Source organism: Streptomyces sp. NPDC030840 (assembly GCF_055572015.1).
This window is the reverse complement of record NZ_JBVIEE010000007.1, coordinates 130,867-147,143: the sequence shown is the minus strand read 5'-3', so window position 1 is coordinate 147,143 and position 16,277 is coordinate 130,867. Positions and strand designations below refer to the sequence as shown.

The window sequence follows — 16,277 nt, the reverse complement described above, 5'->3', positions numbered from 1 at the left end:
GAAAACGGTTCATACCGAGGCTCTCTCATTGCATCATGAATATATGGTGGCTCGTCAGATCACCCCGGGGGAAACCGGGCCATTGGACTTCTTCGTCAGCTACTCACCGGCCGACGAACGCTGGGCGTCATGGATCGCCTGGACCCTGGAGGAGGCCGGGTACCGAACGGTCCTCCAGGCATGGGACTTCGTGCCCGGCACCAACTTCGTCGACTTCATGGACCGCGGGGTCAGCGAGTCCGCCGCCGTGATCGCCGTACTGTCCCGCAACTACGAGCGCTCCCGCTACGGCCGGATGGAATGGCAGGCCGCGTTACGCGCCGACCCCGACGCCCCGGAGCGAAGACTCCTCACCGTCCGCATCGAGGACATCCCGGTGGAGGGCCTGCTGGCCACCATCACCTACGTCGACCTGGTCCCCGTCACCGACGCCTCGGCCGCCCGGGAGCTGCTCCTCACCCGGGTCCGCCAGGCCCTCGACGGCCGCGCCCGGCCCAGCCTGAGCCCCGGCTACCCGGGCGGGAACGGCAGCCACCCGGCCCACCCCGCGCCGGCGGCGCCGACCGCCCCGCCGCCCGGGAGACCACTCGGCCGTCCCGGCTGGGCCGGGCGGCGCAGGCCCGCGGCACCGCCGGTGTACCCGCGCACGCAGGAGGACGCCCGGGTGCGCGAGGCCGTCACCGTGCTCCACCTGGCCGGGCCCGCATTCGGCCGCGGCCAGGACCCCGCCGAGTTACAGGCGGCGATCTGGGGCGACCTCGTCGAACTCACCGACGCCGGAGCTCCCGCCCCCGACCTGCTGGTGGTCACCGGCGACCTGACCGCCTCCGGCAGTCCGCGGGAGTTCGAACAGGCGCTGGCCTTCCTCACCGGTCTGCGCGCGCTGCTCGGCCTCGAACCGCACCGGGTCGCCCTCGTCCCCGGCGGCCGGGACGTCAACCAGGCCGCCTGCCGGGCCTACTTCAGCACCTGTGAGGCCGACGAGATGCCGCCCCGGCCGCCGTACTGGCCCAAGTGGCGCCACTTCGCCCGGCTCTTCCAGGAGCTCTACCAGGGCCTCGACGCGGTCTTCGACAGCGACCAGCCGTGGACCCTCTTCCCCGTGCCCGAACTGCACACCGTCGTCGCGGGACTGAACTCCTCGATGGCCTACAGCCACCGCCTCGACGACCAGTACGGCATGGTCGGCCCCGAGCAGGCCGCCTGGTTCGCGCAGGCGTTGCGCCCGTACGAGGACGAGGGGTGGCTGCGGATCGGCGTGCTGCGCCATCCACCCGGGACGGCCACCCGTACCGGTGCCGCCCGTTCCGGTGCCTCCCGCGCCGGTTCCCCGGACGGCGCCGGCCCGTTGCGCGACACCGACGTACTGACCCGGCTGACCGCGCCCCGCCTGCACCTGCTGCTGCACGGCCCGGCGGGCCCCGGGGCCCAACCGGTCCTGACCACCGCCTCCAGTGAGGTGCGGGTGCTCGGTGCCGACGGGCCCGGCCGGCACCAGTTGCTCCGCATCAGCCGCGACGGCCTGACCAGTTGGCAGGGGCAGGGAGACACGCAGCAAGAGGCACACCAACTGGCACACCAACAGGCACAGCCGCAGCGGATACAGACCGGGTGGCGGCGGGCCCAGCGCGCCTTCGGCCCCGACCCGCACGGACCGGCCGTCGACGGGGAGCCGGCAAGCGCCACGACGCACACCGCCGAAGGCCCGGCCGCCCCGGGGGAGCCCGAGCCGCGTGCCGTGCAGTCCCCGGCCGAGGCGCTGCTCGCCCGCGTCGCCGAGGTCTGCCGCACCCGCCACGAGGGCGCCCAGATCCGCCCGGTGGCCGGACCGGTGCCCCAACTCCTGGTCACCTGGACCCAGTCGGGCTTCGTACGGCAGCAGAGGGTCGCCGTGCACACCGGCACCCCCACCGCGCAGGACGTCGAGCGTTTCGTCGCCCTCGTGCACGCCGCGGACTCCGAGACCGAGGCCGAACTCGTCCACGACGGCCCGCCGCCCGCCCGCGAACTGCGCGACCTGGCCCGCCGCAGGGGTGTACGGGTGCGCAGCTTCACCGAGTTCCAGGGCCTGCTCGACCTGCGGGGATACGTGGGTGCGCAGAGCGAGCGGCTGCGCACCGACCCCCGCTACCCGCCGGACATGTACCTTCCGCAGCGGTACCGGGAGGTGGAGCGCCTCGGCGCCGAGGAGCGCGACGGGCTGGTCGACGACATGCTCCGGCTGCTCGACTCCGACCAGGGCCGCTTCCTGCTGCTGCTCGGCGACTTCGGCCACGGCAAGACCTTCGCGCTGCGCGAGCTGGCCCGCCGCATCCCGGCCGAACTGCCGCACCTGGTCCCGCTGTTGGTCGAACTGCACGCGCTGGACCGCGCCTACTCCTTCGAGGGGCTGGTCGCCGCCCACCTCGCCGCCCACGGCGTCGACAACATCGACCTGCGCGCCTTCCGCTACATGCTCCAGCAGGGCCGGATCGTGCTGCTCTTCGACGGCTTCGACGAACTCGTCACCCAGGTCAGCTACGACCGCGCCGCCGAACGCCTCCAGGTGCTGCTGGACTCCGCCGTGGACAGCGCCAAGATCGTGGTCAGCAGCCGCACCCAGCACTTCCGCTCCCAGGGACAGGTGCTGACCGCGCTCGGCGAACGCGTCGGACTGCTCCCGCAGCGCCGGGTGCTGGCGGTGCAGGAGTTCACGCCCCAGCAGATCCGCGCCTACCTGGTCAACCGCTACGACGGCGACGAGCGCGCCGCCGACCGCCGGGTGCGGCTCCTGGACGCCATCCCCGATCTGCTCGACCTGTGCCGCAACCCCCGGCTGCTCGGCTTCGTCGCCGACCTCGACGACGACCAGCTGCGCGCGGTCGCCGGAGCGGGCCGTGCCCTCAGCCCCGCCGGGCTCTACCAGGAAGTGCTCACCGCCTGGCTGCGCTTCGAGGCCCAGCGCGGCACCGGCGGCCCCGGCCGGGCACCCGGACTCGACCTGGACCAGCTGTGGAACGCGGTCACCGCGCTCGCCCTGCGCCTGTGGGAGAGCGGCCGGGACTCGCTGCGGCTCGACGAGCTCACCGACGTCGCCGAGACCCTGACCGGGCTCGCCGACAGCCGCCTCTCGGTGCCGCAGGCCGCGCACGCCGTCGGCTCCGGGAGCCTGCTGGTCCGCAGCGACGACGGTGTGTTCCGTTTCATCCACGGCTCGGTGGTGGAGTGGCTGATCGCCCGCGAGTGCGCCCTCAGGCTGGCCGCAGGCGACAGCACCCTGCTGACACAACGGCAACTGAGCCGTCTCGCGGTGGAGTTCCTGTGCGACCTCGCCGACCACCGCGTCTGCCAGGAATGGGCCGAGGGCGCGCTGAGCGGCACCGCCGGGGACGAGCCGCAGCCGACCGTACGCGGCGGGGAGACCGCCCGCGCCAACGCCGTGAAGATCCTCACCCGGCTCCGGGTCCCCGCCCACACCGACCTGCGCGGCGCCGCCCTCGCGGGGGAGGACCTGTCGTACCGCGACTTCTCCGGCGTCGACCTCACCCGCGCCGACCTCACCGACGCCCGGCTCGTGGGCGCCAACCTCTCCGGCGCCGTGCTGCGCCACGCCCGGCTGACCGGGGCGTGGCTCGACGGCGCCGACCTGACCGGTGCCGATCTGCGGGGCGCGGATCTGCGACGGGCGCGGCTGATCCGCACCGACCTGACCGGCGCCCGCGTCGAGGGCGGTCGGTGGCGGCGGGCGGCACTCGTGGCGGCCACCACCGGGCCCGGCCTGACCGGCTCCCCCGAACTGGCCACCGCCGCCGTCGCCCCCGGCATGGCCGTAGACGCCGGCTTCCGGCCCTCCGCGGTCGGCGTGCCGTACGGCTACGACATGCGCACCAGCCGGCTGCCCGAACCCGTCTCGTACAGCCCCGACGGCGAACTCCTCGCCGTCGGCAGCGAGGACGGCGGCGTGCTCGTCTGCGACGCCGTCACCGGCACCGCCCTGCGCACCCTCCAGGGCCACACCGGCCGGGTCTACGGGGTCAAGTTCCGCGACCGGGTGCTGGCCACGGGGAGCGCCGACGGCACCGTACGCCTGTGGGACCCGGTCTCCGGACGGTGCCGGCACGTGCTGCGTATTCACCCGAAGGGGGTCTGGCCGGTCGCCCTCGACGCGGACGGCTCCCTGCTGGCCACCGGCGACGCCGAGGGCGTGGTCACCCTGTGGGACACCGACTCCGGCACGCCGCTGCGGCGGCTGCCCGGCCACGTCGCCCCCGTCTACACCGTGGCCTTCGGGCCGGACGGCACCACTCTCGTCACCGGGGACGCCTCCGCCGCCGTACGGCTGTGGGACATCGCCACCGGACGGCGGCTCGGTGAACTGCCGGGCCACCGGGGCGCGGTGTTCCGGGCCCGGTTCAGCCCCGACGGGACGCTGCTCGCCACCGGCGACATGGGCGACGGGCAGGGCGCGGGCACGGTCCGGGTGTGGGACGTCACCGGGCGGCGGGTGCTGCACGAGTTCACCGGCCACCCGGGCCGCGTCTACACCCTGGACTTCCACCCCCGCGGCAGGTTCCTGGTGAGCGGGGACACCGAAGGGGACGTACGGCTGTGGGACCTGGCCGCGGGCGGCCCGGCCGGGCTGCTCGGCGGCTGCCGCGGCGCCGTGTACCAGGTGCTCTTCGACCCCGACGGGACGCTGCTCGCCGCGGGGGACAGTGCCGGGGTGGTCCGGCTGTGGCGGATCGACCCCGATGCCGGCCCGGCCTCCGGCGGCGGGCCCGTCGCCGTACCGCTGACCCGGCAGCCCTCGGAGCACCGCGGCTCGGTCTGGGTGTGCAAGTTCCGTCCGCACGGCGACACGCCCGCCCTGGAGACCGGCTCCCTGCTGGTGACCGGCGGCAACGACGGCGTCGTACGGATCTGGGACCCGGCCACCGGTCAGGGCCGGCGCATCCTGCGCGGCCACGGACGGCGCGTCGGCACCCTCTCCTTCAGCGCCGACGGCTCGATGCTGGCGGCCGGCGGCAACGACGGAGTCGTCGGTGTGTGGCACTCCGCGACCGCGCGGCGGCTGCGCGAACTCACCGGCCAGGGCGACCGCCTGGTCTCGGCGGTGTTCAGCCCGGGCGGCACCCTGCTGGCCACCGCGAGCAGTGACGGCGACATGTACCTGTGGAACGCCGCCACCGGCGAGTACCAGCGTGAGATGGACGTCGAGACGGACCACGTGTGGGCCGAGGCCTTCAGCCCCGACGGCGAACTGCTCGCCACGGCCAACGACGACGACACCGTACGGCTCTGGTACCGGGCCACCGGCGCGCACGTCACCACCATCGGCGAGCACTTCGGCCGGGTCCGCGCGATCGCCTTCCGCTCCGACGGCGCCGTTCTGGCCACCGGCTGCGACGACCGCAAGGTGCGCGTGTGGGACATGGCCGGCCAACGGATCAGCGCCGTCCTGGACGGACACACCGACCGGGTCTACGCCGTGGCGTTCGCGCCCGACGGCTCCTGGCTGGCCAGCGCCTCCTGGGACGGGCAGGCCGTGATCTGGGAGGACGGCACGCCCGCGCACCGGCTGACCGGCCACACCGGCAAGCTGTGGACGGCCGCGGCCCACCCCCGGCGTCCCCTTCTGGCCACGGCCGGCGACGACCGGACGGTACGCCTGTGGGACGCCCGCACCGGCCGCGCAACCGCCACCCTGACGGGCCACACCGGCCGCGTGCTGGCCGTCGCCTTCAGCCCCGACGGTTCCCTGCTGGCCAGCGGCGGCGAGGACGGCACGGTCCGGCTGTGGAACGTCCCCGCCGAGGCTCCCGGCGATGCCTCCGACACCGCCTCCGGCGACGCCCCGGTCACCCTGCGGGCCACCCTCGTCGCGATGCCGGGCGGCTGGGCCGCGCTGGCGCCGTCCGGCGGCTACAAGTACGAGGGTGACGTCACGGGCGAGTTCTGGCACGTGGTCGGCATGTGCCGTTTCGAGCCCGGCGAACTCGACGGCAACCTGCCAGGGGTGCGGCACGTGCCGCTGGAGGAGCCGCTGGGTGAGGCGGGTCCGGCTGCTCGTCGAGGCTAGCCGAGCGCCGCCTGGATGATCCGGTCGACCACCGGGTTCCCTCCCGAGGACTTCGCGTCGGTCGCGTTGACCGAGTACACCAGGGTGAAGGACAGGTTCTCGGTTGCGCCGATGCCCGTGCTGTAGCCCGGGCGGGCGCCTGTCTTGAACCACACCTCGCGGCCGTCGGGGAGCTTCTGCAGCGTCAGTCCCGCGCTCATCGTCGCGCCGGGGGCGTCCGCCACCGTGAGCATCTCCTCCTTCAGCAGCGGTTGCGGCACGACCTCTCCGCGGAACAGGGCGACCAGGAACTTCTCCAGGTCCGCCGTGGTCGAGATCATGTCGCCCACGGCCCACCGGTCGGACATGTTCCACTCGGTGGCGTCGACCAGGCGCCCGTCCGCGAGGAGCTGGTAGCCGCGGTTGTGCGGCCCGTGGATACGGGGGTCCGGGCCGCCGGGGAAGGACGTGTCGTGCATGCCGACCGGCTCCAGCACGCGCACGGACGCCTGGTGCTCGTAGGAGTCGCCCGTCACCCGCTCGATCAGCATGGCGAGCACGGTGTAGTCGATGTTCTGGTACTTCTGCCGCTCACCCGGGTCGAAGGCGGGGCCCTGGGCGACCGACGAGGCCACCACCTCCTCGGGAGTCAGGGTCACGTAGCGGTTGTCGTAGCCCTCGCCGTTGACCGGGCCGAGGTCCTTGCCCCGCTGCAGCCCGCTCGTGCAGGTCAGCAGGTGCCGCACCGTGACGGGTAACTCGAAGGTGTCGGGGAGGAGGCCCGGGAGGTACGTCTCCACGTCCTCGTCCAGGTCCACGTCCCCCTCGGCGGCCAGCTGCAGCACCATCGCGGCCGTCACCACCTTCGTCGTGGAGCCGGCGCGGAAGCGCCCGTTCTCCAGGGCCGGGCGGTTCGTCCTCAGGTCGCGGGCCCCGGCGGTGCCCCGCCAGGTGCCGGCGGTGCCGCCGACCCGGACGAGCGCGGCCGTCGCGTCGCTGTCCGGCAGCCCGGAGATCGCCTCGCAGAGCGCGGTGGGGTGCGGGCCCGTGGTGTCGCAGCGGGTGGGCGGCGGAGGCGCGGGGGAGGCGGTGGCCACCGCGGGGCCGGCCGCCGTGCCCAGGGCGAGGACGGAGGCGAGGGTGGAGGCGAGGGCGGCGAGGGCTGAGCGGGTACGAGTGGGCATCGGCGACTCCTCGGTGACAGACGGGCGTTGACCGTGATCATGCTGCGGGGGCGCCGCTCATGGATCATCACTGAGGAGGGCGCCGTCCCCCGAGCCGGCCCTCGGGGAGCCCCTAGGGGAATCGCGGCCGGTGGCGGACGGGGCCGGTGGCGGACCGGGCCGGGCGATCCAGGGTGGGCGGTCCGGGTGCGGGCGGTCCGGGGGCGGGCGGTCCGGGGGCGGTGAAAAAACTGTTATCCCCGCCGCCTCCACCCCGTCTCCACACACGTCACCTGTCCCCCACGCGCAGGAGCGAGACTGTGATCTCCGTCGCGGGCCGGCGTCGGCTTCGCCCGGATTGGGATGTCCTGTGGCGGTGTCGCGGCCGCCGTCCAGGACTTCCGTGCCCGTCCCTCCCCGGACTGGCTGAGAAACTCGCCGCACTGGCTGAGAAACACGCCGGAATGGCTGAGAAAGTACGTCCGGAGGGCGCGTGACGGCGGAGAGGACGCACGTGGACGGGCGACAGTGGCGCGCCACCATCGCGGCCGCACAGGCCGGCGACCGGCGTGCCCTGGACGAGCTCGTCGAAGGCTGGCTGCCGCTGGTCTACAACATCGTCGGCCGCGCCCTCAACGGCCACGCGGACGTCGACGACGTCGTGCAGGAGACCATGCTGCGGGCCGTCGGCAACCTCGGCGCGCTGCGTGATCCCGACAGCTTCCGGTCCTGGCTCGTCGCGATCGCCATGCGGCAGATACGGGACCGGGCACGCCGCAGGCCGGCCGACCGGCTGACCGAGGACGTGGCCCGCGACGCCGCCGACTTCGCCGAGCTCACGGTGTTGCGCCTGCAACTGGAGGGACAGCGGCGCGAGGTCGCCGAGGCGGTGCGCTGGCTCGACGGCGACGACCGGCAGTTGCTGTCCCTGTGGTGGCTGGAAGTCGCCGGTGAGCTGACCCGGCGCGAACTCGCCGCCGCGGTCGGCATCAGCCGGCAGCACGCCGCCGTGCGCGTCCAGCGCATGAAGGCACGCCTGGAGACCGCGCGCGGCATCGTCCGGGCCCTCGACGGGGCCTGCCCCGAACTGCGCGAGCTGACCGGCCGCTGGAACGGCCGGCCCGACTCGGTGTGGCGCAAGCGCTTCGCCCGTCACATCAGGGGCTGCGCCTACTGCGCCGCACCCGGCCGGGCGGTGGTGCCGGCCGAGCGGCTCCTCGTCGGGATCGCGCTCGTCCCGGTCCCCGTCGGGTTCACCCTGTCACTGGCGCTCGGCGGCAAGACCGCGGTGGCCGCCACGGCCACCGCCACCACCGTCGGCTGGTCCGCCAAGCTCCTGGGCGCGCTCACCCAGCCCGCCGTGGCGGTGACGGCGGGAGCGACGATCGTCGCGGGCGGCGCGTACGTCGTCACGCAGCCCCCGGACGCCCCGCCGCCGCGCGCGGTCGCCCCCACGGCCGCGAGTACGGCCCGCCCGCCGGCGCGCACCCCGTCGGCGTCCCCCACCCCGTCCGTCTCCCCCTCTCCCTCCCCTTCACCCTCGCCGAAGCGCCCGAAGAAGGCCGACCTGTACGGCACGGTCGTCGACGCCGTCGACCGGGCCCCCGCTCCCGACATCGAGCCCGCGGCCCTGCCGCACCGCCCCGAGTCCGGCGTCACCAGCACCGGCGGCGCCCACGCCACCATGAACCACCGCGGGGACAGTGTGACGCTTCAGGGCCAGGGCTACGTCCTCGTCCGCTGGCAGATCTCGCCGCAGTACCGGGCGGGCAGCCTGGTCATGCCGGCCTGGACCGGTCTGAAGGGCAGGCTCTTCCACGTGGCCTCGGGCGGCGGGCGCCGCATGGACGACCCCGTCAGCAGCACCGACCCCTCCGCCACCGGCATGGGCAACTCGACCACGGGCTACGCCGTCCTGCCGCCCGGCACCCAGCAGATGTGGCAGAACGAGTACTTCTACGTCGACGGCAGCGTCACCCTCACCGTGAACGAGCGGGGCGCCGACTACGGCCTGAACGTCTTCCCGACCACCTGGGACGAGGTGGAGAAGGACGTGCTGACCGGGCCCCCCGACGGCGCGAAGCGCTACGGCCTCGTCCGCGACACCGGCAAGGACGACGCCCCCGTGCCGCAGTACCTCACCCGCCAGACCCCGGCCGACCCGGCGACCGTCCCTCAGCGGTCCCGCGTGTAGCGGTCCGGTGCCGCGTGCGGCAGTCGGTCGGCTACACCTTCCGCAAGGCGCACAGCGTCTCGATCCGGTTCGTGGTGATCGAGTCGACTCCCGCGTCCAGCAGCCGCCGCATCGAGCGACGGGTGTCGGGCGTCCACACCGACAGCAGGTAGCCGTCGCGGTGGACGCGGGCGGCGAGTTCCCGGGTCACCAGGCCGAAGCGGTAGTTGAGCCAGCGCGGGCGCACGGCGGCGAGGAGCGCCGGGCGGGGCGGGGCGAGCGTCGTCCAGGTCAGGGCGATCTCGGCGGACGGGGCGGCGGCGCGCACGGCGAGCATCGTGTCGGCGCCCGCGCAGTAGTAGACCCGCTCCTCGGCCCCGCACTCCCGGACGACGTCCACGACCCGCCGTACCGCCCGGGGGTCGGCCGCGCCCGGAAGGTCGATCATCAGGCGGCTGTCGCCGGCGGCGAGCAGCGCGTCCGCCAGCGTCGGCACCCCGCCGCCGGTGAGTCCGCGGACCTCGTCCGAGGACAGCGTGGCCAGCGGCCGGTCCTGCTCCCACAGCCGCTTCAGGGTCGCGTCGTGCAGCAGGACGGGCACGCCGTCCCGGGTCAGCCGTACGTCGATCTCCACCGCGTCCGCGCCCGCCCGGAGCGCGGAGCGCAGGGAGTCGATCGTGTTCTCGCGGACACGGTAGGGGTGGCCGCGATGGGCCACGGCTGTCACGGTGCGCATGGGCCCCATTGTGCTGTCCCCCGGGCGGGGCCGGAGGGCGGGATCCCGGTGGTCCCGGATCTCAGGGGGCCAGCCAGGCGGAGGTGTACGTGTCGATCTCGTCCGTGATCCGCGCCTTGCCCGCCGCGTCCAGGAAGGACGCCTCCACCGCGTTCTTGGCGAGTGCGGCCAGGCCCTGTTCGTCGAGGTCGAGGAGGCGGGCGGCGACGGCGTACTCGTTGTTGAGGTCCGTGCCGAACATGGGCGGGTCGTCGGAGTTGATGGTGACGAGGATTCCGGCCCGCACGAACTCCCTGAGCGGGTGCTCGTCGAGCGTGCGCACCGCGCGGGTGGCGATGTTGGAGGTCGGGCAGACCTCCAGGGCGATGCGGTGCTCGGCGAGGTGGGCGAGGAGTTCGGGGTCCTTCGCAGAGCTGGTGCCGTGCCCGATGCGCTCCGCGCGCAGCTCCTTCAGGGCGTCCCAGACCGTCTCAGGACCGGTGGTCTCACCGGCGTGCGGCACGGAGTGCAGCCCGGCGGCGATGGCCTGGTCGAAGTACGGCTTGAACTGCGGACGCGGTACGCCGATCTCGGGCCCGCCGAGCCCGAACGACACCAGGCCCTCCGGGCGCAGACCGTCGGTCGTGGCCAGCCGGGTCGTCTCCTCGGCGGAGGCCAGGCCCGCCTCGCCGGGGATGTCGAAGCACCAGCGCAGCACGGTCCCGAAGTCGGCCTCGGCCGCCTTGCGGGCGTCCTCGATCGCGTCCATGAAGGCGCGCTCGTCGATGCGACGCCTGGTGGACGAGTACGGCGTGATGGTCAGCTCGGCGTAGCGCACCTGTTGCCGGGCCATGTCCCGGGCGACCTCGTAGGTGAGCAGCCGTACGTCCTCGGGGGTGCGGATGAGGTCCACCACGGACAGGTACACGTCGATGAAGTGGGCGAAGTCGGTGAAGGTGAAGTAGTCGACGAGGGCCTCGGGATCGGTGGGCACCTTGGAGTCGGGGTGCCGGGCGGCCAGTTCCGAGACGATGCGGGGGGAGGCGGAGCCGACGTGGTGCACGTGCAGTTCGGCCTTCGGGAGGCCGGCGATGAAGGCGTGCAGGTCGCGGGCGGCCGCGCCGGTGGCGCTGGTCGGGCCCTCGGGCACGGAGACGTGGTCGGTCAAGGTTCCTCCCCGGGAACGGCGTCCCCCGGGCCGTGGCCGGGGACGCGGGTGATCGGCTGATCGATGACTCGGGGATCATCGTAGGCGGCGGCCCGTGCGGGGGAGGCATGGGCCGTAGCATGACGGAACGTACGACGAAGGGGGTCCCGCGCATGTCCGACGAGGCACAGACGCCGCAGCCGCCGGACAGCCCCGGTCAGAGCCCCTGGGCGCCCACGGAGAAGGGCGCCCCGACCACGCCCGCTCCTTCGGAGGACACGCCGACTGGCGCCGGTGACGGGGCCGGAGCCGGCCCCGAACCGGAGGACACAGCGCCTGCACCTCCCGTCGGCCCAGGCGCCGATACTGGCACCGAACCGCAGGATGCGGTCGCGGCCCCCGGGATCCACCTGGACAAGCCGGCAACCGCACCGACGCCACACCTCGACAAGCCGCCCCCGCCTGTCGCCGCACAGCCCCCGCCTGTCGCCGCACACCCCCCGCCGGTCTCCGGACCGACCGCGCCGGTCTCCGGGCCGACTCCTCCGGCTGCCGCGGCGACCCCGTCCGCTGCCGGGCAGCCCGCGCCCAACCCGCCCGCCACTGCGCAGCCACCGTCGAGCCCCTCCGCCCCCATGTCCAACCCGTGGGCGCCGCCCGCGGACACCGTGTCGTCTGTGAACACGCCACCGGGGCCGTCCTCCGCGCACCACCAGCAGACGGTGGCGTACGGGTATCCGGTGGCCGCCCCCGGATTCCCGGCCCCCGGCACGTGGGCGGGCCCGCAGGCACAACCCCAGCAGTGGGCCCATCCCTCTGCCCCCTCTCCGTCCCACGCCTCCTTCCCGCCGCCCACGGCCCAGGCGCCCGTCGTGCCGGGCGCCCCCCACGCGCCCTCGGGTCACAGCGAGCCCGTCCCCCCGCCGCCCATCAGCCCCGACGGCCCGGGGCCCGTGCACGTGCCGTACGGATACCCCCAGTACTCCCAGTCCCCGGGGTACCCGGGCTATCCGGCCCACGGTGACCAGGGCACCCCGTACCACGGCACCCCGTACCACGGCGCCCCGGGCTACGGCTGGCCCGGGATGCCGCCCGCGCCGAGCAACGGGATGGGGGTCGCCTCGCTCGTCCTGGGGATCATCGCCGCCGCCGGGTTCTGTCTGTGGCCGCTGGCCATCGTGCTCGGCGTACTGGCGGTGATCTTCGGTGTGATCGGCCGTGCCAAGGCGCGCCGGGGCGAGGCCACGAACCCGGGGCAGGCCCTCGCCGGGATCATCTGCGGAGCGGCCGGCCTGGTCCTGGCAGGGGTCGCGTTCGCCTTCCTGGTCGCGGTCTCGGACGACGGCGAAGGCCTGGGCGGCGACTACCCTGCCTCGGTGGCTTCCACGTCACTCGTGGTGGGCGCCCCCTAGGCGAGCCGCTCCCGCGCCTCCATGAGGGCGAACCCCAGCAGGTTCAGCCCTCGCCAGCGCTCGGGATCCGCGGCCCGCTCGTCGTCCGCGGCCAGGCCGATGCCCCACACCCGGTCCAGCGGGCTGGCCTCCACCAGTATTCGGTCTCCCGTGCCGAGCAGGAACTCCCTGAGGTCCGCGTGCGCCGCGAACTTGTGGACGCTGCCCTCGACGACGATCCCGAACCGCTCCCGCTCCCATACGGAGTCGTCGAAGCCGCGCACCAGCCGTCCGGCCTTCTTGGCGGCCCCGGGACTCGCGGCCGTGACCGCCTTCTTCTCCGCCTCCGCGTCGCCGAACAGCCGGGCCTTCGACGCCATCATCCAGTGCTCGGCCGTCGCGTACTCCACCCCGTCCACCGTGAACGGCGACGGCCACCACTGGCTCAGACAGCTCGCGCCGACCCGCCCGTCGGGCCGCGGCCGATGCCCCCAGAAGTGCAGGTACTTGACCCTCGCCCCCGCGCGGACCTCCCCGACCAGGGCGTCCCAAGAATCGATCTTCACCATGCCGACGAGTCTGGCACGCACCACTGACAGTCCGTCCCCCGTTTTCCATGCCGACTGAGCACCTGGTCGACAGATTCCGTCGCGTAACCAAAAGGAAACAACGGAATCCCTTGTTGAGGCGCCGGTGCTCTGTCAGGATCGGCACTCAAATCGGGCTTGAGCTGCGCCGGCCCTCAGCCAGGGACACCGAGGAGAGCCACATGCACGACCCGGGTACCGCCACCCCGATCCGCTTCCCGGCCCAGGACCGTTTCGCGGACGGCGCGCAGTTCGTCGCGGGCCGCACGCGGAAGGGGACCTCGGGCCGTACCCACACCGTGGTCGACCCGGCCACCGGCGCCGAGGTGTACACCTACGAGCTCGCCGGCACCGAGGACGTGGACGCCGCCGTCGCCGCGGCCCGCGCGGCCTTCCCGGGCTGGGCCGCCACCACCCCCGGCGAGCGTTCCGACGCGCTGCACCGCTTCGCCGCAGTGCTGGCAGACCGTGCCGACGATTTCGCCCGCGCCGAGTCGCTCCAGTGCGGCAAGCCGCTGAAGCTGACCCGTGAGTTCGACGTCCCGGGCACCATCGACAACACCGCCTTCTTCGCGGGGGCCGCCCGGCTCCTGCAGGGGCAGTCCGCGGGCGAGTACTCCGGTGACCACACCTCGTACATACGCCGTGAACCCATCGGTGTGGTCGGCTCGATCGCGCCCTGGAACTACCCGCTGCAGATGGCCGCCTGGAAGATCCTCCCGGCGATCGCCGCGGGCAACACGATCGTCCTGAAGCCCGCCGAGCTCACCCCTCTCACCTCGCTCCTCTTCGCCGAGGCCGCCATCGAGGCGGGCATCCCGGACGGCGTCGTCAACATCGTCACCGGCACCGGCAAGGAGGCCGGCGAGCACCTCGTGGCGCACCCGGACGTGGCCATGACCTCGTTCACCGGGTCCACCGCCGTCGGCAAGCGTGTCGCCGAGCTCGCCACCGCCACCGTCAAGCGGATCCACCTGGAACTGGGCGGAAAGGCGCCCTTCGTCGTCTTCGACGACGCCGATCCCGAAGCCGCCGCGCACGGCGCGGTCGCGGGCGCGCTCATCAACACCGGGCAGGACTGCACGGCGGCCACGCGCGCGTACGTCCAACGCCCCCTGTACGACGAGTTCGTCGCGCGGACGGCCGCCCTCATGGAGACCGTCCGGCTCGGCGATCCCTTCGCGCCGGGTACGGACCTCGGGCCGCTCGTCTCGCACGCCCATCGCGACCGGGTGGCCGGTTTCGTCGACCGGGCGCGTGCCCACGCGCGCGTGGTGACCGGCGGCGAGGCTCCCCAGGGGGACCTCAAGGACGGCGCCTACTACCGGCCCACGCTCATCGCGGACGCCGCCCAGGACAGCGAGATCGTCCAGTCCGAGATCTTCGGTCCGGTCCTCGTCGTCCTGCCCTTCGACAGCGACGACGAGGGCATCCGGCTCGCCAACGACACCCCGTACGGCCTCGCCGCCTCCGCCTGGAGCCGTGACGTCTACCGGGCGAACCGCGCCACCCGCGAGATCAGGGCGGGCTGCGTCTGGGTGAACGACCACATTCCGATCATCAGCGAGATGCCCCACGGCGGGTACAAGGCGTCCGGCTTCGGCAAGGACATGTCCGCGTACTCGTTCGAGGAGTACACACAGATCAAGCACGTCATGTTCGACAACACCGCGGTCGCCGCGAAGGACTGGCACCGCACGGTCTTCGGGGACCGGCCGTAGCCGCCGCCCCGCTGTGGCCGGACGTCCACAGCGGGGCGGCACACCGCCTGCCGCCGATCACGGCCACACCTCCCGGAAGGGCACCACGCGCATGGAGCAGTACGAGCCAGACCCCCTGTCCCCGGCCCAACTTGCCGCGATGCGACGCAGTCTCCGCAACGGCCGGGCGTCCCTGACCCGCCGGTCGCTGCTGCGTGCCTCCGCGGGAGGCGCGCTCGCGATCGGCGGCGCCGGCGCGCTGAGCGCCTGCGGCATCCCCGCGGCGGGCAAGAGCCAGGGAGGCGTCTCCGCGGAGGACCACTCGGCCAAGGAGAAGGTCGTCAACTTCTCCAACTGGACCGAGTACATGGACGTGGACGACAGCGAGAAGCACCACCCCACGCTCGACCAGTTCACCCGGCGGACCGGTATCAAGGTCAAGTACACCGAGGACATCAACGACAACAACGAGTTCTTCGGCAAGATCAAGCCCCAGCTCGCCGCGGGCCAGGACACCGGCCGCGACATCATCGTCCTCACCGACTGGCTGGCCGGCCGGCTGATCCGTCTGGGGTGGGTCCAGAAACTGGACCCGGAGAACCTGCCCCACGCCTACGCCAACCTGTCCTCCCAGTTCCGCAGTCCCGACTGGGATCCGGGCCGCGCCTACTCGTACCCCTGGCAGGGCATCTCGACCGTCATCGCGTACAACAAGAAGGCGCTCGACGGCGTCGAGGTGACGTCCGTCTCCGACATGCTCGACAACCCCCGGCTCAAGGGACGCGTCGGCTTCCTGTCGGAGATGCGCGACAGCGTCGGCATGACCCTGCTCGACATGGGCAAGGACCCGGCCAGGTTCACGGACGACGACTACGACGCCGCGATCGCCCGCCTCCAGAAGGCCGTCGACAAGGGCCAGATACGGCGCTTCACCGGCAACGACTACACCTCCGACCTCACCAGCGGCGACTTCGCGGCCTGCATCGCCTGGGCGGGTGACGTCGTGCAACTCAGGGCGGACAGCCCCGACGTCGACTTCGTCATCCCCGACAGCGGCTATCTGACGTCCACCGACAACATGCTGATCCCCAACAAGGCACGTCACAAGACGAACGCCGAGCGGCTCATGGACTACTACTACGAGCCCCGGCCGGCCGCCGAACTCGCCGCGTACATCAACTACGTCTGCCCGGTCGACGGGGTGAAGGCCGAGTTGGAGAAGATCGACAAGGGTGCGGCGGACAACCCGCTGATCATTCCCGACAAGGCCATGGCCGCGAAGTCCCATGCCTTCCGGCTGCTGAGTGGGAAGGAAGAGACGGCGTACGAGGAGAAGTTCGCGAAGCTGACGGGGGCGTAGGCCT

At 73.2% G+C, this 16,277-nt stretch carries 8 protein-coding genes and 1 pseudogene; 5 read left to right on the top strand and 4 right to left on the bottom strand.

What is annotated here, in order from left to right; translation table 11 throughout:
• The first annotated feature begins 43 nt into the window (after positions 1–43).
• A complete protein-coding gene (locus tag ACZ49J_RS17700) occupies positions 44–6,058 on the top strand; it encodes a WD40 domain-containing protein (RefSeq protein ID WP_467449026.1) in 6,015 nt (2,004 codons plus the stop codon).
• Here the strand turns inward: ACZ49J_RS17700 and ACZ49J_RS17695 are convergent.
• On the bottom strand, positions 6,055–7,221 hold the full coding sequence (locus tag ACZ49J_RS17695) for a serine hydrolase domain-containing protein (protein ID WP_467449024.1): 1,167 nt from the start codon (positions 7,219–7,221) through the stop codon (positions 6,055–6,057). The genes ACZ49J_RS17700 and ACZ49J_RS17695 overlap by 4 nt on opposite strands.
• A gap of 472 nt (positions 7,222–7,693) precedes the next feature.
• On the opposite strand from ACZ49J_RS17695, the gene ACZ49J_RS17690 reads away from it, so the two are divergent.
• Positions 7,694–9,394, top strand: a complete 1,701-nt coding sequence (locus ACZ49J_RS17690) for a sigma-70 family RNA polymerase sigma factor (protein WP_467449023.1) — start codon at positions 7,694–7,696, stop codon at positions 9,392–9,394.
• 31 nt (positions 9,395–9,425) lie between these two features.
• Here ACZ49J_RS17690 and ACZ49J_RS17685 read toward each other — a convergent pair whose 3' ends face one another.
• Entirely contained in the window at positions 9,426–10,109 is a 684-nt protein-coding gene (locus ACZ49J_RS17685; RefSeq protein ID WP_467449021.1) for a glycerophosphodiester phosphodiesterase, read from the bottom strand.
• A gap of 61 nt (positions 10,110–10,170) precedes the next feature.
• Positions 10,171–11,321 (bottom strand): annotated as a pseudogene (locus tag ACZ49J_RS17680) (adenosine deaminase).
• 591 nt (positions 11,322–11,912) lie between these two features.
• Between ACZ49J_RS17680 and ACZ49J_RS17675 the strand changes: the two are divergent.
• A complete protein-coding gene (locus ACZ49J_RS17675; protein ID WP_467449020.1) occupies positions 11,913–12,647 on the top strand; it encodes a DUF4190 domain-containing protein in 735 nt (244 codons plus the stop codon).
• Here the strand turns inward: ACZ49J_RS17675 and ACZ49J_RS17670 are convergent.
• Complete coding sequence (locus ACZ49J_RS17670; RefSeq protein WP_467449019.1) at positions 12,644–13,195, bottom strand: NADAR family protein; 552 nt, start codon at positions 13,193–13,195, stop codon at positions 12,644–12,646. The genes ACZ49J_RS17675 and ACZ49J_RS17670 overlap by 4 nt on opposite strands.
• A gap of 200 nt (positions 13,196–13,395) precedes the next feature.
• Here ACZ49J_RS17670 and ACZ49J_RS17665 point away from each other — a divergent pair, with 200 nt between their 5' ends.
• Positions 13,396–14,934 (top strand): gamma-aminobutyraldehyde dehydrogenase, encoded by a 1,539-nt coding sequence (locus ACZ49J_RS17665; RefSeq protein WP_467449015.1) that lies wholly within the window; start codon positions 13,396–13,398, stop codon positions 14,932–14,934.
• Positions 14,935–15,025: 91 nt separating this feature from the next.
• Positions 15,026–16,273 carry a polyamine ABC transporter substrate-binding protein gene (locus ACZ49J_RS17660; protein WP_467449014.1) on the top strand — a complete coding sequence of 416 codons (1,248 nt, stop codon included), beginning with the start codon at positions 15,026–15,028 and terminating at the stop codon, positions 16,271–16,273.
• The last annotated feature ends 4 nt before the right edge of the window (positions 16,274–16,277 follow it).

Excerpts from the sequence above, each read along its gene's own strand:
- ACZ49J_RS17700 (WP_467449026.1), top strand. The coding sequence starts at position 44 with ATGGTGGCTCGTCAGATCACCCCGGGGGAAACCGGGCCATTGGACTTC.
- ACZ49J_RS17665 (WP_467449015.1), top strand. The coding sequence starts at position 13,396 with ATGCACGACCCGGGTACCGCCACCCCGATCCGCTTCCCGGCCCAGGAC.
- ACZ49J_RS17670 (WP_467449019.1), bottom strand. The coding sequence starts at position 13,195 with ATGGTGAAGATCGATTCTTGGGACGCCCTGGTCGGGGAGGTCCGCGCG.
- ACZ49J_RS17660 (WP_467449014.1), top strand. The coding sequence starts at position 15,026 with ATGGAGCAGTACGAGCCAGACCCCCTGTCCCCGGCCCAACTTGCCGCG.
- ACZ49J_RS17695 (WP_467449024.1), bottom strand. The coding sequence starts at position 7,221 with ATGCCCACTCGTACCCGCTCAGCCCTCGCCGCCCTCGCCTCCACCCTC.
- ACZ49J_RS17685 (WP_467449021.1), bottom strand. The coding sequence starts at position 10,109 with ATGCGCACCGTGACAGCCGTGGCCCATCGCGGCCACCCCTACCGTGTC.